General features: G+C 44.0%; 21 protein-coding genes. 19 read left to right on the top strand and 2 right to left on the bottom strand.

The window, feature by feature from the left end; genetic code table 11:
* Window positions 1-8 precede the first annotated feature (8 nt).
* The 4 genes from MHH76_RS18885 (at window position 9) to MHH76_RS18870 (ending at window position 3,663) form a co-directional block, all read left to right on the top strand.
* Window positions 9-767, top strand: coding sequence for a glycosyltransferase (locus MHH76_RS18885; RefSeq protein WP_026580179.1), 759 nt, complete (start codon window positions 9-11; stop codon window positions 765-767).
* A 21-nt stretch (window positions 768-788) separates the two neighbouring features.
* The gene (locus tag MHH76_RS18880; RefSeq protein ID WP_230631857.1) at window positions 789-1,976 is read left to right on the top strand and encodes a glycosyltransferase family 1 protein; all 1,188 of its coding nucleotides are present in this window, start codon (window positions 789-791) and stop codon (window positions 1,974-1,976) included.
* Between the two features lie 130 nt (window positions 1,977-2,106).
* Window positions 2,107-3,171 carry an MraY family glycosyltransferase gene (locus MHH76_RS18875; RefSeq protein WP_020453123.1) on the top strand — a complete coding sequence of 355 codons (1,065 nt, stop codon included), beginning with the start codon at window positions 2,107-2,109 and terminating at the stop codon, window positions 3,169-3,171.
* 108 nt (window positions 3,172-3,279) lie between these two features.
* A complete protein-coding gene (locus MHH76_RS18870; protein WP_020453122.1) occupies window positions 3,280-3,663 on the top strand; it encodes a hypothetical protein in 384 nt (127 codons plus the stop codon).
* 52 nt (window positions 3,664-3,715) lie between these two features.
* Here MHH76_RS18870 and MHH76_RS18865 read toward each other — a convergent pair whose 3' ends face one another.
* Together MHH76_RS18865 and MHH76_RS18860 are read right to left on the bottom strand one after the other, a co-directional pair.
* A complete protein-coding gene (locus MHH76_RS18865) occupies window positions 3,716-4,795 on the bottom strand; it encodes an LCP family protein (protein ID WP_020453121.1) in 1,080 nt (359 codons plus the stop codon).
* Between the two features lie 14 nt (window positions 4,796-4,809).
* On the bottom strand, window positions 4,810-5,448 hold the full coding sequence (locus tag MHH76_RS18860; protein WP_023856394.1) for a YigZ family protein: 639 nt from the start codon (window positions 5,446-5,448) through the stop codon (window positions 4,810-4,812).
* A gap of 222 nt (window positions 5,449-5,670) precedes the next feature.
* Between MHH76_RS18860 and MHH76_RS18855 the strand changes: the two genes are divergently transcribed.
* The 15 genes from MHH76_RS18855 (at window position 5,671) to hag (ending at window position 17,249) form a co-directional block, all read left to right on the top strand.
* Window positions 5,671-6,828: a histidine kinase gene (locus tag MHH76_RS18855; RefSeq protein WP_020453119.1), complete on the top strand. Its 1,158-nt coding sequence runs from the start codon at window positions 5,671-5,673 to the stop codon at window positions 6,826-6,828.
* 81 nt (window positions 6,829-6,909) lie between these two features.
* A complete protein-coding gene (degU, locus tag MHH76_RS18850) occupies window positions 6,910-7,599 on the top strand; it encodes a two-component system response regulator DegU (protein ID WP_003185730.1) in 690 nt (229 codons plus the stop codon).
* A 119-nt stretch (window positions 7,600-7,718) separates the two neighbouring features.
* Entirely contained in the window at window positions 7,719-8,561 is an 843-nt protein-coding gene (locus MHH76_RS18845; RefSeq protein WP_020453118.1) for a DegV family protein, read from the top strand.
* 123 nt (window positions 8,562-8,684) lie between these two features.
* Complete coding sequence (locus MHH76_RS18840; RefSeq protein WP_020453117.1) at window positions 8,685-10,079, top strand: DEAD/DEAH box helicase; 1,395 nt, start codon at window positions 8,685-8,687, stop codon at window positions 10,077-10,079.
* A gap of 54 nt (window positions 10,080-10,133) precedes the next feature.
* Window positions 10,134-10,418, top strand: a complete 285-nt coding sequence (locus tag MHH76_RS18835; protein WP_020453116.1) for a late competence development ComFB family protein — start codon at window positions 10,134-10,136, stop codon at window positions 10,416-10,418.
* Window positions 10,375-11,112: a ComF family protein gene (locus MHH76_RS18830; RefSeq protein ID WP_026580174.1), complete on the top strand. Its 738-nt coding sequence runs from the start codon at window positions 10,375-10,377 to the stop codon at window positions 11,110-11,112. The genes MHH76_RS18835 and MHH76_RS18830 overlap by 44 nt, the downstream gene beginning before the upstream one ends.
* A 58-nt stretch (window positions 11,113-11,170) precedes the next feature.
* Window positions 11,171-11,590 carry a TIGR03826 family flagellar region protein gene (locus MHH76_RS18825; protein ID WP_020453114.1) on the top strand — a complete coding sequence of 140 codons (420 nt, stop codon included), beginning with the start codon at window positions 11,171-11,173 and terminating at the stop codon, window positions 11,588-11,590.
* 79 nt (window positions 11,591-11,669) lie between these two features.
* Window positions 11,670-11,936, top strand: a complete 267-nt coding sequence (gene flgM / locus MHH76_RS18820; protein ID WP_020453113.1) for a flagellar biosynthesis anti-sigma factor FlgM — start codon at window positions 11,670-11,672, stop codon at window positions 11,934-11,936.
* Window positions 11,937-11,954: 18 nt separating this feature from the next.
* Complete coding sequence (locus tag MHH76_RS18815) at window positions 11,955-12,431, top strand: flagellar protein FlgN (RefSeq protein ID WP_023856391.1); 477 nt, start codon at window positions 11,955-11,957, stop codon at window positions 12,429-12,431.
* Between the two features lie 15 nt (window positions 12,432-12,446).
* Window positions 12,447-13,970 (top strand): flagellar hook-associated protein FlgK, encoded by a 1,524-nt coding sequence (gene flgK, locus MHH76_RS18810; protein ID WP_043054491.1) that lies wholly within the window; start codon window positions 12,447-12,449, stop codon window positions 13,968-13,970.
* 10 nt (window positions 13,971-13,980) lie between these two features.
* Window positions 13,981-14,892, top strand: coding sequence for a flagellar hook-associated protein FlgL (gene flgL / locus MHH76_RS18805; protein ID WP_020453110.1), 912 nt, complete (start codon window positions 13,981-13,983; stop codon window positions 14,890-14,892).
* Between the two features lie 49 nt (window positions 14,893-14,941).
* Entirely contained in the window at window positions 14,942-15,508 is a 567-nt protein-coding gene (locus tag MHH76_RS18800) for a DUF6470 family protein (RefSeq protein ID WP_020453109.1), read from the top strand.
* 21 nt (window positions 15,509-15,529) lie between these two features.
* Window positions 15,530-15,961, top strand: coding sequence for a flagellar assembly protein FliW (gene fliW, locus MHH76_RS18795; protein WP_035337783.1), 432 nt, complete (start codon window positions 15,530-15,532; stop codon window positions 15,959-15,961).
* Window positions 15,955-16,179: a carbon storage regulator CsrA gene (csrA, locus tag MHH76_RS18790; protein ID WP_020453107.1), complete on the top strand. Its 225-nt coding sequence runs from the start codon at window positions 15,955-15,957 to the stop codon at window positions 16,177-16,179. The genes fliW and csrA overlap by 7 nt, the downstream gene beginning before the upstream one ends.
* 134 nt (window positions 16,180-16,313) lie before the next feature.
* Window positions 16,314-17,249, top strand: coding sequence for a flagellin Hag (gene hag / locus MHH76_RS18785; RefSeq protein ID WP_020453106.1), 936 nt, complete (start codon window positions 16,314-16,316; stop codon window positions 17,247-17,249).
* The last annotated feature ends 87 nt before the right edge of the window (window positions 17,250-17,336 follow it).

The raw sequence follows: 17,336 nt of genomic DNA, 5'->3' as shown, positions 1-17,336 counted from the left end.
TCAGGACCATGACGAGGCAAAAACCTTTAATCTCTGTCATTACGCCTTCCTATAACGCGGAGGAATTTATCGAAAAAACCATTCAGTCCGTCTTAAATCAGACGTTTTCCGACTGGGAAATGATCATTGCCGATGATTGCTCAACAGATGGGACAAGAGACATTTTGAAGCGCTATGAAGAAGATGATGAACGGATCCATGCCATTTTTCTGAAAGAAAATCAAGGCGCTGCAGCGGCTCGAAATGCAGCGCTCAGCAAAGCCGAAGGGCGCTATGTCGCCTTTTTGGACAGCGATGATGTGTGGAAAGCAGAAAAGCTGGATAAGCAGCTTGCCTTTATGAGGAAGCATCAGCACGCTTTCACATTTACGGCATACGAGCTGATCAGCCAAGACGGCGAACCGCTTCATAAAACCATTCATGCACCCGTCAGCCTTACATATGATGATGTATTAAAAAATACGATTATCGGCTGTTTGACGGTAATGATTGACAGAGAGCAAACGGGTGATATCCGGATGCCGAATATCAGAACCCGTCAGGATTTGGCGACATGGCTGTCCGTATTAAAGCGAGGATTCAAGGCATTCGGTCTGAACGAACCCCTCGCCGAATACCGCATCGTTGAAACATCGATCTCCAGAAACAAGTGGAAGGCGGCGCGAAAAACCTGGTATGTGTACAGGGAAATCGAACGCCTTCACTTGATGAAAGCGACATGGTGCTTTTTCCATTACGCTAAGAACGCAGTCATGAAAAGATTATAACGGCATTGACAGAAAAGGTGATTGAAAGTGAAAGCAGATCAAGTCATACACGTCATAGTAGCGACAGGTGAATGGGGACAGGATCAGCTAAGGTACAGAAGGCACCGCCTTGCTGAGTTTTTGGCTGGCCGCAAGGAGACGAAGGAAGTCATTTGGGTCTGTCCGTCTGAAAATCCTTCCCGAGAGACATTTACATTGCTTGACAACGGAATCAAGCAATTTGCAGTCAAAGATTTTTTGAAAAAGAAAATATTCAGGTTTGCCCGCTACAAGGATGTTTTTTATAAAAGCAAGCTGAAGCCGCTGCTTGACCGGCTGAAAGAAGACGTTCAGGGGGAAAAGGTGTGCTTATGGTACACATTCCCCGGTTTTCCGCTGCTGTCATCACTTTATCAGTGGGATCAGGTCATCTATGACTGCAGTGACCTGTGGGCGGCACCGATCAGCGGAAAAAAAAGCCTTGTCTCAGGATTCAGGCAAAAGGTCATTTCTGAAGCCGAAGGCAGAATCATCAATGCAGCCGATATGATTTTTTGCACTTCCGAATATTTGCACCAAAACGTAGCAGACCGGCTTCAAGGAGAGACAAAGCCGGTTTTTACAATCGAAAATGGTGTGGAATACAGCTTGTTTGCGAAAAATAAGCAAAAAGCCGATGTATTGAACGGAAGGGAAGGCACCGTCCTCGGCTTTATCGGCGGAATTAAGCCGAAGCTCGATTTTAAGCTCATCAAAGAAGCTGCCAAAACCAAAAAAGAGTGGACGTTTTTATTTGTCGGTCCTGACGGGACAAACGGAGATGAAGATTTTAAAGCGCTTCTTGAAGAAGAAAATGTCATTTGGACGGGGCCCGCTGCGCCGTCGGAAGTACCGGCTTATATGAATGTAGTGGATATCGGGATCATGCCGTATAAACCGTCGCCATATAATAATGCGGTATTCCCTTTAAAGCTGTTTGAATTTTTGGCTGCCGGAAAGCCTGTCGCCGGTATGAACCTTCCTTCAACAAAAAAGGTTGAACAGGAACACGTTTACCGTCATCTAACAGGAAACGACCCCGTTGAATTTACAGCGCTGTGTGAAGAGCTGGAGCTTGCGCATGATGATGTCTCCCATGTGGAACTGCGCAGAAAGATCGCACATGAAAGAGACTGGCATCATTTATTTTTATCGATGCTTGATAAATTGAACTTGAATAAAGATGCATAATTTGCGGCGGGGGATATTAATTCATGATGTTTCTTTTGGCTGGAGCTTGTTATAATAAATAATGAAATTGTATAATGAAAAGGTATGATCTTTAATACGACCAGACTTCATTTAAAAAGGAGACTTCCTTATGTCTTATGAACGCACTGTACTTGCGTTTTTTGTCTCTCTCATTACTGTTTTAATTATTACTCCGCTTGTCAAACGTCTAGCAATCAAATCCGGGGTCGTGGATCAGCCGGATAAACGAAAGATACATGATAAAGTAATGCCGAGAATGGGCGGTTTAGCCATTTTTATAGGAGTATTGACCGGTTCGCTTGCCGGAGGCCTTTATGAAAACAGAATAACAGCAATTACACTCGGTGCTTTTATGATTGTCATTTTGGGCATTGTAGATGACAAACACAATTTAAGCGCGAGAATTAAATTTATCGTTCAAATATTAGTAGCCTGCATCATCGTCAGTACAGGCTTGAAAATGGAATTTTTATCGATTCCATTTTGGGATCTTCGCTTTGATTTGGGGTGGCTCGCATACCCTCTGACGATTTTATGGATCGTCGGGATCACCAATGCCATCAACTTAATCGACGGATTGGACGGACTGGCTGCGGGTATATCCGTCATCGGCCTTTCGACGATTGCCGTCATGGCTTTTTCTGCCGATAAAATCTTGATCTTCTCTCTGTCGCTGGTTGTCATCGGAAGCACGATCGGCTTTCTGTTCTATAACTTCCACCCGGCGAAAATTTTTATGGGAGACACGGGCTCGCTCTTCTTGGGCTATGTGATCTCGGTTCTGTCGCTTCTCGGACTGTATAAAAGCGTGACCCTGTTCAGCGTCGTCATTCCAATCATTATATTAGGAGTGCCGATATTTGACACGACATTCGCGATCATCAGGCGGATTTTAAACAAACAGCCGATTTCGGCGCCCGACAAATCGCATATTCACCACAGGCTGATGGCCTTTGGCCTGTCCCATCGGAAAGCCGTCATCGTTATTTATTTAATTGGCATCGTCTTCAGCCTGAGCGCCATTCTTTTAAAAACCGCGACGCTCTGGGTGTCCATCTTCATCATCTTCGGCTTAATCCTGTTCATGCAGATCATCGCAGAAGTGACAGGCCTTGTAAATGAGCAGTACAAGCCCTTTACGAAGTTTTACAGGCGGATGGTGAAGAGGAATTAATGCGCACAAAAACCCCTGGATTCCAGGGGTTTTATTATTGCTGCAACTCAGGAAGCCTCACAAGCGGTTGGTTGATTAACTAAAACTCTATGAGAAGGAGGATTTTTTATGGATGATCATCACCTTGGACAGATCGAACAAATTATGAAAGCACTCTATAAATCCTGGTCTTCAGATTCAAGTTCAAAATGGAGTCAGGATAACCCTGCGAAGGGACAATGCGGCGTAACCGCCTTAATCGTAAATGATCTATTAGGTGGAGAAATAAGAAAAACAAAGCTGCCTGAAGGGTGGCATTTTTATAATGTTATCAATGGTAAAAGATATGATTTAACAATTTCCCAATTCAAAGAAGACATCCTGTATATGGATGTTCCCTCAAATAGAAACGAGGCATTCTCAGATACCAACGAAAAACAGTATAACTATTTAAAACAAAGTGTTATCAATCAATTGTCTTTTTCAAAAGAAAGGGGAACCCTTAATATATAAAGAGTTCCCCTTCATTTTATTCGATTATGAATTTCACATTCAACAGAGCCAATCAATAAGAAGAAGCAGCAGACGATTCAGCTGAGCTGTCTGTCCCGTCAGCGGTTGCGGAAGATTCAGACGATGTTCCGCTTGAATCAGCGGTTGAGTCCGGGTACAAGTGATGGGTCAATTCATTTTGCACGTTTGCAAGGTTTTGCTGGTCAGGCTCAAAGTAGTAAACATCAGCGATCGTAAGATCTTTTCCTGTGATGTTTAATGTTTTTATATCATCACCAGCAAAGCCGCTGTAGATTTGCTGAAGCGCCAGAGCCTGTGTAATTTTGAAGTTTGTCTGAATGTTTTTGCTTGCTTTTTGGGCTATTTTATCAATTTTAGCGAGGTTTTGCGGTTTTGAGATTTGATCAAGAACGGCTTTTAAGATTTGCTTTTGTCTGTCGTTTCTCCCGAAATCTCCCCGCTTATCCTGTTTTCTCATCCTTGCGTAGGCAAGAGCTTCCTCTCCATTTAGATGCATGTTCCCTTTTTTAAAATAGATTCTCTTGGATTTGGAGACATCGCTTTTTTCGCTGAAATCAAACGGGACGTCAATATCGATTCCGCCGATTTCATCGATGACATCTTTGAACCCGTCAAAATCGACTGTGGCATAGTAATCGATCGGGATTCCGAGGAAGTCCTCTACCGTCTCGATTGTTTCATCCTTGCCGCCTTTTGCATAGGCCGCATTTATTTTTGTTTTTGTGCCGGCTGTGTCACTGGCCAAATGCACCCTTGTGTCCCTCGGAATGCTCAGCATTTTCATCGACTTCTTTTTAGGATCGAGCGTCACGACAATCAGGGAATCCGTCCGTCCGTGCTCGCCGTTTGTCGAATAATCTTCAACTCCCATAAAAAGAATCGAAAACGGCTTTTTTTGAATATTAACGACATCGTCCCTGAGCTTTGACTTCTCTCCGCGTTCAAGCTCATCATAAGTGCCGTCAGCAGCGGAAATCGTGTTAATAATTTTATATATGCCCACTCCGCCGACTACGAGAAGTGCGAGCAGCATAAGGACTATAAACCGTTTAATCAGCTTTCTCTTTTTATTCTTTTTTTTTCGCACTTTCACTTTAATACGCTCAGCCATATAATAATTCTCCTTTAATTGTTAAAAGCTTCTTCCAAATAAACTTGAATGCCTTCTCTATTCTCACTCTTGCCATTTGTTAATTCGGTTATCCATTCCGTAAATGCCTGCTTTTCACTTTCCTTCACATACGTTTCAAATTCGACATCGTCGGCATAATGAATGTCTTTTATTTGATAAGGGGACTCGCGAAGCTCGTTTTCAAGCTTGCCGAGCCATGTATAGTTCACTGTCGTGTGCATCACCCGCATCAGCTTTCGTTCGACAACGCCGACATGGTTCAGCCCCTCTGACACGGATTTTCCATAAGCCCGTATCAGCCCTCCAGCGCCGAGTTTAATACCGCCGAAATACCTCGTCACAACGGCGCACGTATCTTTAAGGTTGCGTTTCTTCAAAACTTCAAGCATCGGAACTCCAGCTGTCCCGCTCGGTTCTCCGTCATCATTCGCTTTTTGAATTTGATCATTTTCTCCTATGACGTAAGCCGAGCAATTATGCGTCGCATTCCAATGCTGCTTTTTTATGTGATTGATAAAGTTCTGTGCTTCTTCTTCAGTACTGACGCGGCTCAAGTGACATATAAACCGGGATTTTTCAATCACGATTTCATGGGTCCCTTCACCTGCAACAGTGAGATAACTTTGCAGCATGCCTGCTTACCTCCTGACAAGCCATGCGGCTGTTCTCCTAAAAATCGAACAGACTTAGAATTTTGGCGCGTATTTTGTTATGATTAAATAGAAATGGATCGGTAACCATAAAAAGACCAAAAAACCAGAATACGCATTCTTTCATTATAATTCGACACGAATTTCAGTTCAATGAAATTTATGATAAAAGTAAATGACAATGCTGTTACGGAGGGAAAATGGGTGAGTGTTTCCAAAATGGACTCCAAAGTTTTAGATTCAATCATTATGAAGATGTTAAAAACGGTTGATGGGAGCAAGGATGAGGTCTTTCAAATCGGAGAGCAGTCCCGTCAGCAATATGAAGGCTTGGTAGAAGAGCTGAAGCAGATTAAACAGCAGGTCAACGAAGTCATCGATCTTGGAGACAGGCTGGAAGTGCATGCCCGCCATGCGCGAAACCGCTTGTCTGAGGTCAGCAGAAACTTTCATAAATTCAGTGAAGAAGAGATTCGCGAAGCTTATGAAAAAGCCCACAAACTGCAGGTTGAACTGACGATGATCCAGCAGCGTGAAAAGCAGCTGAGAGAGAAGCGTGATGATCTGGAACGGCGCCTTTTGGGGCTTCAGGAAATCATCGAGCGTTCAGAAGGGCTTGTCAGCCAGATTACCGTCGTCTTAAACTATTTAAATCAGGATCTGCGCCAGGTTGGCGTTCTCCTAGAAGATGCGCAGGCCAAACAGGATTTCGGACTGCGGATCATCGAAGCCCAAGAGGAAGAAAGAAAAAGGGTCTCAAGGGAAATCCACGACGGCCCTGCGCAAATGCTGGCCAACGTCATGATGAGATCTGAGCTGATCGAACGCATCTTCAGAGACAAAGGAACAGAAGAAGGCTTTCAGGAAATTAGAAACCTCCGGCAAAACGTCAGAAATGCTCTTTATGAAGTCAGAAGAATCATTTATGATTTAAGACCGATGGCTTTAGATGATTTGGGATTGATACCGACGCTCAGAAAATACTTGAACACGATCGAAGATTATCATGGAAAAGCAAAGATCCATTTCCAATGCATCGGAGAATCCGAAGATAGAAGAATAGCACCGCGGTTTGAGGTTGCACTTTTCCGGCTTGCACAGGAAGCAGTGACAAACGCCTTAAAACACTCCGAATCAACTGAGATTCATGTTAAAGTAGAAGTGACAAAAGATTTTGTGACGTTGATTATCAAAGACAATGGAAACGGCTTTGACTTAAAAGAAGTTAAAGGCAAGAAGAACAAATCTTTCGGTCTGCTAGGTATGAAAGAAAGAGTCGATTTGCTCGAAGGTTCAATGACAATCGATTCGAAAATAGGTCTTGGGACATTTATTTTGATTAAAGTTCCGCTGTCTTTGTAAAGATAATTGTAAAATAGAGACAAAAGACATATTGACCATAAAAGCGGTGTGTTTAACAATGAGAATGGGGAGGCGTAGCTTGTGACTAAAGTAAATATTGTAATTATTGACGATCATCAGTTATTCCGTGAAGGTGTCAAACGGATTTTGGATTTCGAACCTACCTTTGAGGTAGTGGCCGAAGGAGACGACGGAGATGAAGCGGCTCGCATTGTCGAGCACTACCATCCTGATGTGGTAATCATGGATATTAATATGCCGAATGTAAACGGCGTAGAAGCGACAAAACAACTGGTCGACTTGTATCCGGAATCAAAGGTTATTATTTTATCTATCCATGACGATGAAAACTATGTTACACATGCATTAAAAACAGGAGCCCGCGGCTATCTGCTGAAAGAAATGGATGCCGACACGCTGATCGAAGCCGTGAAAGTTGTGGCTGAAGGCGGATCTTATCTGCATCCTAAGGTTACTCATAATCTTGTGAATGAATTCCGCCGTCTTGCAACAAGCGGTGTATCATCTCACGCTCAACATGAAGTGTATCCGGAAATCCGGAGACCTCTTCACATTCTTACCAGAAGGGAATGCGAGGTTCTGCAGATGCTGGCGGACGGAAAAAGCAACCGCGGAATCGGCGAATCATTATTTATCAGTGAAAAAACGGTTAAAAACCATGTCAGCAACATCCTTCAAAAAATGAATGTAAACGACAGAACGCAGGCTGTCGTTGTAGCCATTAAAAATGGCTGGGTAGAAATGAGATAAAGGTGGACTTGCCATAAGGCAGGTCTTTTCTTTTAGCAGAAAATCAAACTTTATAATGAAAAAAGCTGCTTTTTCTTTTAGAATAGAAAAGAGTATCTTTCATAAGGAAGGTTTATTTCATGAAAACAGCAGTAGTAACAGACAGTACGGCATATATACCTAAAGACCTGCGTGAGCGCTACAATATTTATATGATACCTCTCAATGTGATCTTTGGAGAGACTTCATACAGGGAAGAAATCGATATGAGCTGGAAGGACTATTACAAAGAAGTAAAAGCTCACGAAAATCTCCCGACGACTTCCCAGCCCGCATACGGCGAGCTGATTTCTCTCTATGAAAAACTCGGGGAAACATATGATGCGGTCATCAGCATCCACCTTTCCAGCGGCATCAGCGGAACATTCAACAGCGCTGTATCAGCACGCGGTATGCTTGAAGGAATTAAAGTGTATCCGTTTGATTCAGAAATCAGCTGCATGGCTCAAGGTTTTTATGCGATCGAAGCGGCTGAGATGGCGGAAAAAGGAGCGGCTCCGGAAGAAATCATTCGCCACTTGGATCATATGAAAACCTCAATGAGGGCTTATTTTATGGTTGACGACCTTTCGCATTTGCAAAGGGGAGGACGCCTGAGCGGCGCCCAGGCTTTTGTCGGAAGCCTTTTAAAAGTAAAGCCGATTTTGCATTTTGAGAACAAGCTGATCGTTCCCTTCGAAAAAATCCGGACGAGAAAAAAAGCGATGAACCGTTTATTTGAGCTTTTTGGCGAAGATGCCGAAAAAGGAAAGCCGTTGAGAGCGGTTGTGATTCATGCCAACCGTGAAGAAGAAGCCGATCAAATAATCGAAGAATTGTCGCAGCAATACGCACATGTCGAATTTTATAAAAGCTATTTCGGGCCTGTGATCGGCACCCACCTTGGTGAAGGAGCAATGGGTATCGCCTGGTATACAGTATAAAAGCCAATCTCCGTTTTGCAAAACGGAGATTTTTTCTTTTTCTACGGTTTTTGAGGGAGATTTTAAGATTTTGACTGTTTTACAAGAAAACATGGATGATAGATACTGAATGGCAGATTGGAGGTGATTCACATCGAACATCCGGCATCCTATTCCTGTGAATTGCGGTCATGTTTGGAGCAGCGCCACCTTCTGAAAAGCGAACTTTCTTTTCCGGAACCTGTCATTGATTGGCATATCCAAGAAGGCCTGATAAAAACGGAGGAAGGCATTAAAAAAACGAAGAGAGGCTTTGTTTGCTTGAGGTGCGGCCAGCACGAGCGCTTCTGTTTCGCTCGATATCCTTGCTATAGGTGCAATAAATGCTGCGTGTACTGCCGAGCCTGTGTCATGATGGGCAGGGTGAGCGAGTGTACGTCTCTGTTGACTTGGCGTGGACATGGCAGACATGAATGGGCGCCTGTTTACACGGAGTGGAAAGGCGTACTTTCAGCCGGTCAGGAAAAAGCGGCAAAATCTATTATCGATGCTATACGCAGGAAAGAAGAGCTGTTGATCTGGGCGGTTTGCGGATCGGGAAAAACGGAACTTCTTTTTCAAGGGATCGAATTCGCGCTGAACAACGGTTTGAGAGTATGTATCGCCACTCCGAGAACAGACGTTGTGCTTGAGCTTGAACCGCGGTTTCGCCACGCCTTTCCCGGGATGGAAATCGCCGCTTTATACGGAGGAAGCCCAGACGTTGGAACTCTCTCGCCGCTTGTCATTTCAACTACCCACCAGCTGCTCCGCTATAAAGAAGCATTTGACGTGATCATCATAGATGAAGTGGATGCTTTTCCGTATTCTATTGATAATACGCTGCAATACGCTGTTAAAAAATCGGCAAAACGGCAAAGCGCACATATCTATTTAACCGCCACGCCTTCTAGAGATATGAAGAAAAGGGCTGAGAGCGGAAAGCTGCACACCGTCCGTATTCCCGCAAGATTCCACCGCAGCCCGCTGCCTGAACCTACATTGATTTGGTGCGGAAATTGGGAAAGGGGTTTGAAACGAAGAAAAGTTCCTTTACGCCTCAAAAAATGGCTTTTTAAGCACCAGGAACTGCAGCATCCGGTTTTTCTGTTTGTTCCCTCTATCCCTGTTCTTAAAACCGTGGTCAGTCTGCTGAAAAAGGAAACATTTCGCGCAGAAGGAGTCTATGCCGAAGACCCTGAGAGAAATGAAAAAGTGAACCGGTTTAGGAAAAGTAAGCTTGAGGTGCTCGTGACGACAACGATTTTGGAAAGAGGTGTAACCGTCAAAAAAGCACAGGTTGGAGTATTGGGGGCAGAGTCGGCTGTTTTTTCGGAAAGCGCTCTTGTCCAAATGGCCGGCAGAGCCGGCAGGCATCCTGAGCACACAGATGGAGACGTCTGTTTCTTTCATCACGGTAGGACAAAGTCGATGAATGCGGCACGACGTCATATTCAATATATGAATAAACTGTCTAAAAAGGAAATGTTGATTGACTAGTCTGATATTCATGGTAAAGTATACCTATGAATATAAAATGAGGAGCGGTGCCGGATGCTAGTCAATGCTAAAGAGGCTGTTTTGGAAGAGTTGTTTGATCAGTATATCGAACAGCTGCACATGAGCTGTAAGTGCAGCAGGTGCAGAGAGGATGTGCTCGCCTTGGCTTTAAATGCAGTAAAACCGCAATATGTAACAGATGAGTCGAAGCTGACTTACATAAAAGCAGAGCTCGTTGACAAACAAAAAAATACATCAATGCTCGTCACCTTGGCTGAAGCTGCCAGAAAGGTGAATGACAACCCGCTTTGCGAAAGCAATCGAAAAGGGAGGAAATGAACTGCATTGTTTAATTTGTGAAGCGCCTCTTTTACATTCTCTTTCATGGCGCGCTTTATTCTTTTTACGATCAGAAGAGAAAATATGCAGGGCATGTAAAGACAATTTTATCAGGATCGAAGGAAGAACGGTGTGCCCTAAGTGCGGGCGCCCCCAAGAGAGCGAAGAACTTTGCGGTGACTGCCTAAAATGGGAAGCTGATCCGTTAACCCGCTCTCTTTTGAGGCAAAACCGCTCTGTCTATATCTACAATACCTTCATGAAAGAAGTCCTTGCCCGTTTTAAGTTCAGAGGTGATGCTGAACTGGTCTTCGCTTTTGCTCCTTTATTTATCAATGCTTTCCACCAATATTACCGCCGCACTCCAGCTGTTTTAGTTCCGATACCACTCAGTGAAGAACGTAAAGCGGAGCGGGGATTCAATCAGGCGGAGAGGCTTGCTTCCTTATTAAAAAAACCCGTTATGCATCCTTTGATCAGAATCGAAAATGAAAAACAATCCAAAAAAAGCAGAAAAGAACGGATCAAGCCCAAAACGGTTTTTAGAACCGAAAAGGGATCGGTAAAGAATCTGGATATCATATTGATCGACGACTTGTATACGACAGGGGCGACCCTTCATCATGCCGCTGCTTGTCTGATGACATCCGGTGAGGCAAAATCTGTATCATCATTTACATTAATTCGAAGCTAAATCATTTTTTTTCCCTGCCGATATAAAAGATAGAATTTAAGGATAGGGGTCAAAATTTATGAGTCAATTGGCGAATTGTCCAAGATGTAATGCATTGTTTATGAAAAGCAGTTTTCAAACCGTTTGCGTTTCATGCTTGAAAGAAGAAGAACGTGCGTTTGAAACCGTTTATAAATTTCTGAAAAAACAAGAAAACCGACAGTCTACAATGTTTCAGATCGTAGAAAAAACAGGTGTCGAAGAAGAGTTAATATTGAAGTTCATCAGACAGAAACGCATTCAAATCTCCAATTTTCCGAATCTCGGCTATCCGTGCGAAAGGTGCGGCACACTTATTCGGGAGGGGCGTTATTGCCTGTCATGCGATCAAGATTTAGCATCGCAAATGAGTCAATTGGACCAGCTGGAGCAGCTTGAAAAAGAGAAGAGAAATAGTTCTAAAGGCACGTACTATACCTTTAATCCTAAAAATGACTGATTCCCTAAACTAACTTGAAGCTCAGACGATAAAATGAGTATGATCATAGATAACTATGGCGGAAAGTGAGAGGAATCCCATGAAGATCAACCAATATGGAACACAACCTGTTAATCCTTATCATAAATCATTTGAAAAACAAACAGCTTCTTCCCAGGCTGCAGCACAGCCGGAAGATAAAGTTGAGATTTCTGCGAAAGCAAAGGAGCTGCAAAAAGGCCCTGATTTAATGAAGGAGCGTCAGGAGAAAATTGCCCAGCTGAAAGCAGCCGTGGAGAATGGAACATACAAAGTGGACGGCAAAGGCATAGCTGAAAAAATGGTTAATTTTTATAAACAGCAATAAAAGGAGGAAGTCAGTTCAGTGAAACGGGTGATTGAAGAGCTGGAGCGCTTATGCGTGCTGCATGAACATCTGCTGTCTCTGTCGGAACAAAAAACGGAGGCGCTGAAGACGAACGAAATAAAGGCACTTTCAGAAATCGTGACGAAAGAACAAAAGTATGTGCAAGCCATTGAACAAACGGAGCAGTCCCGCATTGAAGCAACTAAAAGCTGTATCGGCAGCTCGGACGCGACCATCAGCGCATGTATCAGCAGAGCTGCGGGCGGCGAGAAAAAGGTGCTGGAACAGCTGTATGCCAAGCTCTCACAGCTCGTCATCCGTTTAAAGGATGTGAACGATTTGAATAAGCAGCTGACTTTTCAGTCGCTTCAATTTATCTCGCTTACATTTGATATGCTCCTTCCGAAAGAAAGCGGTTCGAATTATGGAAAAGAGCAGCAGTCAAATCAGACAGGCGGGACAAAACGGCTTTCTTTATTCGACTCAAAAGCTTAGAACGGAGTGAAAAAGATGACAAACCCAACTTTTTTAGGGCTGGAAATCGCCAAAAGAGGCTTGTCCGCGCAGCAATCAGCTCTGAGCGTGACAGCGAACAATATATCCAATGCCAATACCGAAGGGTATTCAAGACAGCGTGTCACATTTAAAGCGTCAACCCCTTATCCGTCCGTATCAAGAAACTCTGTCGGGCTTGCCGGCCAGATGGGTACAGGCGTTGAGGTCGGTTCGGTTGAACGGGTAAGAGACAGCTTTCTGGATTATCAATACCGGACGCAGAATACAAAGGCAGGCTATTACAATGCAAAAGTGGACGCTTTTAACCAAATGGAAGGGATTATGAATGAACTGAATGACACCGGGTTAAACAAGGTTCTGAATTCATTCTGGAATTCCATTCAGGAATTGACGAACAACGCTCACGAGCCGAGCGCTGCTTCTGTCGTCGGACAAAAAGGGCAGGCGGTCGCCGAGACATTTAACACTCTGTATAAATCGCTGACAACCGTTCAATCAAATTTAGGCGACCAGATTGATCAAAATGTGATGACGATCAACTCGCTTTTGTCACAGCTGAACAGCTTAAACGAGCAAATTGCCAAAGTCGAGCCGAACGGCTATCTCCCGAATGATTTGTACGATAAACGTGATCAGCTCCTTGATGAACTGTCTTCAATGGTTAATATCAAAGTCAGCTATACGAAAACTGGCGGCAACCCACTTGCAACCGCTGAAGGCATTGCATCAATCGAAATCCTGGACGAAAACGGCCAGTCTCTGGGCCAGGTTCTTGACGGACCAAACTTCACGACTGAAACTGTCAAAGTAAATTACGACAACGATACAGGCCTTGTGACAGGTGTTTCCCTCGGCGGGACGGACATCGGCATCGATTCGTTTACTAGCAAAGGATCGCTGCGCGGTTTAATTGAGTCTTACGGATATATGTCAAACGGTAAAGAAAAAGGTTTGTATCCTGAAATGCTCGCAGATCTGGATACGCTGGCGCTTGCTTTTGCGAAAGAGTTTAATGCAGTCCATCAAAGCGGGTTTACTTCATCGGGAGAACCGGGAGGCATTTTCTTTGAATTCACCGGGGGAGAGGCTGAGCCTGCAAAGGGAGCTGCCGGCAAAATCAAAGTAACCGATGAGATCATGAATTCAAAAGGCGATAAAATCGCTGCATCGCTGAATGGTGAAGCGAGCGACAACTCCAACGCGACAAATCTCGCTAATGTCTTCACCAAGAAAATTCAAATTGGCGACAAAACGACGACCGTTTTAGACTATTATGCAGGTATTATCGGTGAAATGGGTGTAAAAGCTCAGGAAACAAACAGACTGGCTAAAAATACAGAAACGCTTGTAAACACTGCTGAGTTGAACAGGCAGTCTGTAAGCGCCGTATCATTAGACGAAGAAATGTCGAACATGATCCAATTCCAGCATGCTTATAACGCAGCTGCGAGAATGATAACGCTGCAGGACGAAGTCCTCGATAAAATTATTAACGGCATGGGTGTCGTGGGAAGGTAGGTAAAGATTCATGCGGGTAACCCAAGGGATGATCGCAAAAAACTCTTTGCGCTACATCAATTCAAGCTATGGAAAGCTGGATAAGCTTCAATCCCAGATTTCGTCAGGAAAAAAGATTTCAAAGGCGTCCGATGATCCCGTCGTCGCAATGAAAAGCCTGAAGTACAATACGCAATTGTCCCAGGTTAAACAATATCAAAGCAATGCCTCCCAAGCTTTTACATGGCTTGAAAACACGGAAACGAACATTACAGAAGGCATTGATATCATGGGGAAAATCAGGGAGCTGACTGTTAAGGCTCAAAACAGTACAAACGGCGAAGAAGAACTAAATGCGATCGGAGTCGAAATCGGCCAGCTGAAAGACCAGCTGATTCAGATCGCCAATACGCAGGTCAACGGCCGCTACCTCTTTAACGGTACGAACTCTGACGTCGCTCCAATCACAAAAAACGCCGACGGTACGTACACATACAATTTTGAAAACTATACAAGCAGCTCTGACGTCAACATCAATGTTTCGCCAAACGCAACCTTAAATGTAAACTCAAATCCGATTTCGGCTTTCGGCGGGCAGTCAGGCAGCGGACAAAATGTGTTTGAAATGATTGAGTCTCTCGAGAACGCCTTAAAAGCGGGAACAATGGAAGGGATGGAAAACGCCCTCTCAGACATTGACCAGTTTTCCAATCAGATGAGCAATGAGCGGTCTGATATTGGAGCGCGCTACAATCGGCTCGAATTGATCAATTCACGGCTGAGCGAACAGGAAGAGACGGCGACAAAAGTTTTGTCAGACAACGAAGATGTTGAGCTTGAAGAAATCATTACTGAATTTATTACACAGCAATCGGTTCACAGAGCTGCACTTGCCGTAAACGCGAAAATTGTTCAGCCGACACTGGTTGACTTTTTAAGATAAAAGCGACTCTATCCGAGTTGCTTTTTTTCAGCAAAAGGAGGATATCATAATGGAGATGCCGAGGCTGATCATGCAAAATATCCCGGGCCGCATCGGTTTAACAACAACGCCGCCGGATTTGAAAATGGAACAGCCGCGCGCCGACTTGAAAATCGAGCAGCCGCCGGCTGAACTGGAGATGACAACTACCCCTTCGAAGCTCACGATTGACCAGACTAAAGCATGGGAAGACTTAGAAAGAAAGCATATCTTTAAAAGGATTGAAGAAGGGGCGCAGCAAGGCTATCAGGATTGGCTTGCCGGAATGGCTCGGACCGCTGAAGAAGGGGACGAGATGATGCGGATTGAAATCGAAGGCAATCCGCTTGCAGACCAGGCGAGACGAATCAGCGAGCCTGAACCGATTCAAATCGGCGTTCATTTTACGCCGTCATTTGACAGGGTGAAGATCGCATATGAACCGGCTAAAGTGAACATTGAAGCAACACCGCGTAAGCCTGTTATCGAAGCAACGCCGAATAAACCGGTTGTTAACTATACGCCAGGCAGTGTGAAGGTTGACATGCTCCAATATCCGGAGGTAAAAATAGATGTGGAATACCCAAAACAAAAGTAATTTAGCAAAGGATCGTGAATGATGATCATTAAAACGAAGTATCACGGAGAAACACAAATTCAAGAAGATCAGACGATCATGTTTAAAAACGGCCTACCCGGATTTACAGGGGAGAAGAAGTTCGTCATCCTGCCGCTTTCCGAGGATTCGCCGTTTGTCGTCCTTCAGTCGGTGCAGTCGGAAGAGCTTGCATTCATTGTCGCCAGTCCGTTCGTCTTTTTCAAAGATTATGGCTTTGATCTTGATGAAACGACGGTTGAACTTCTTGAAATCGAATCTGCCGAAGACGTTGAAGTGATGGCGATTTTAACGATCGAAGAGCCATTCGAGAAATCAACGGCCAATTTGATGGCGCCGATTGTCGTGAACCGCAGAAAAATGCTTGCCAAACAAGTGATTTTGCATGACTCCTCTTATCTGACAAAGCAGCCGATAGGAGGGGAAGCATGTTAGTCTTATCCCGTAAGCTCAATGAAGCGATTCAAATCGGAGACGATATCGAAGTGAAAATCATATCCGTTGACGGCGACCAGGTGAAAATCGGCATTGACGCGCCGAAGCATATCGAAATTCACCGCAAGGAAATCTATTTGGCAATCCAGGAAGAAAACAACCGGGCCGCTTCCATCTCAAACGATTTGCTTGCGAAATTGTCCTCACAAAAAAAGTGAGGATTTTTTTATTTTTGCTATAAACAATTTTAAGGCATCTCCGATATAAAGTATGTAGCAGGAAGGACAGCCTGAATGCTCCAAAATATGCACATGGACGTGCAATCAAACACATTTCAAGGAGGAAATATACAATGAGAATCAACCACAACATTGCAGCGCTTAACACGCTGAACCGTCTGTCTTCAAACAACGGCGCAAGCCAAAAGAACATGGAGAAACTTTCTTCTGGTCTTCGTATTAACCGTGCAGGAGATGATGCTGCAGGTCTTGCAATCTCTGAAAAAATGAGAGGACAAATTCGCGGTCTTGAAATGGCTCAGAAAAACGCTCAAGACGGCATCTCTCTTATCCAAACAGCTGAGGGTGCGTTGACTGAAACTCACTCCATCCTTCAACGTGTTCGTGAGCTTACTGTTCAAGCAAACAACTTAGGAACTCAAGATAATACTGATCTTGCAGCAATCCAAGATGAGATTAAAGCACTTAAAGAAGAAATCGGCGGTTCTACTGAAGCCGGTGCAAGTAAAGGTATCTCTGACCGCACTGAGTTCAACGGTAAAAAACTGTTGAACGGAGACTTTGCAACTGAGCAGCTTACATTCCAGATTGGTGCTAACAGCGAGCAAACATTGTCTGTAAATATCTCAAGCATGTCAATCCAAGATATAGGAACAATCGATGAAGCTGACCCTACAAATTCTTTTAAAATTGCTGATATCGATGTTACTAAATTGACTGGTAAAGCCGCAGATGGAACAGACCTTTCTGATGAAGATAAAGCTAAATTCAGTTTCAAAAATCAACTAGGCGCAATTGATAATGCTATCAAACAAGTATCTACTCAACGTTCTAAACTTGGTGCGGTTCAAAACCGTCTAGAACACACAATCAACAACTTGAGTGCTTCTGGTGAGAACCTAACTGCTGCTGAGTCTCGTATTCGTGACGTTGACATGGCTAAAGAAATGAGCGAGTTCACTAAGAACAACATTCTTTCTCAAGCTTCTCAAGCTATGCTTGCTCAAGCTAACCAACAGCCACAAAACGTACTTCAGTTGCTTCGTTAATTACTTAAAAAGACCTTGGCTTTTGCCGAGGTCTTTTTTATTGGAATATCAATCCCAGTAAAGATTGCTAAGATCTTTTTTAAAAGG

The sequence above is a fragment of the Bacillus sp. FSL L8-0193 genome, assembly GCF_037976065.1.
Lineage (GTDB): Bacteria > Bacillota > Bacilli > Bacillales > Bacillaceae > Bacillus > Bacillus paralicheniformis.
This window is presented reverse-complemented; position numbering and strand designations above follow the sequence as displayed.

Bases quoted from the DNA above. Each gene is read 5' to 3' on its own strand.
- MHH76_RS18885 (WP_026580179.1), top strand. From the start codon at position 9: ATGACGAGGCAAAAACCTTTAATCTCTGTCATTACGCCTTCCTATAAC.
- MHH76_RS18875 (WP_020453123.1), top strand. From the start codon at position 2,107: ATGTCTTATGAACGCACTGTACTTGCGTTTTTTGTCTCTCTCATTACT.
- MHH76_RS18870 (WP_020453122.1), top strand. From the start codon at position 3,280: ATGGATGATCATCACCTTGGACAGATCGAACAAATTATGAAAGCACTC.
- MHH76_RS18865 (WP_020453121.1), bottom strand. From the start codon at position 4,795: ATGGCTGAGCGTATTAAAGTGAAAGTGCGAAAAAAAAAGAATAAAAAG.
- MHH76_RS18860 (WP_023856394.1), bottom strand. From the start codon at position 5,448: ATGCTGCAAAGTTATCTCACTGTTGCAGGTGAAGGGACCCATGAAATC.
- MHH76_RS18845 (WP_020453118.1), top strand. From the start codon at position 7,719: ATGAAAACAGCAGTAGTAACAGACAGTACGGCATATATACCTAAAGAC.
- MHH76_RS18835 (WP_020453116.1), top strand. From the start codon at position 10,134: ATGCTAGTCAATGCTAAAGAGGCTGTTTTGGAAGAGTTGTTTGATCAG.
- MHH76_RS18830 (WP_026580174.1), top strand. From the start codon at position 10,375: ATGACAACCCGCTTTGCGAAAGCAATCGAAAAGGGAGGAAATGAACTG.
- MHH76_RS18825 (WP_020453114.1), top strand. From the start codon at position 11,171: ATGAGTCAATTGGCGAATTGTCCAAGATGTAATGCATTGTTTATGAAA.
- flgM (WP_020453113.1), top strand. From the start codon at position 11,670: ATGAAGATCAACCAATATGGAACACAACCTGTTAATCCTTATCATAAA.
- flgK (WP_043054491.1), top strand. From the start codon at position 12,447: ATGACAAACCCAACTTTTTTAGGGCTGGAAATCGCCAAAAGAGGCTTG.
- flgL (WP_020453110.1), top strand. From the start codon at position 13,981: ATGCGGGTAACCCAAGGGATGATCGCAAAAAACTCTTTGCGCTACATC.
- MHH76_RS18800 (WP_020453109.1), top strand. From the start codon at position 14,942: ATGGAGATGCCGAGGCTGATCATGCAAAATATCCCGGGCCGCATCGGT.
- fliW (WP_035337783.1), top strand. From the start codon at position 15,530: ATGATCATTAAAACGAAGTATCACGGAGAAACACAAATTCAAGAAGAT.
- csrA (WP_020453107.1), top strand. From the start codon at position 15,955: ATGTTAGTCTTATCCCGTAAGCTCAATGAAGCGATTCAAATCGGAGAC.
- hag (WP_020453106.1), top strand. From the start codon at position 16,314: ATGAGAATCAACCACAACATTGCAGCGCTTAACACGCTGAACCGTCTG.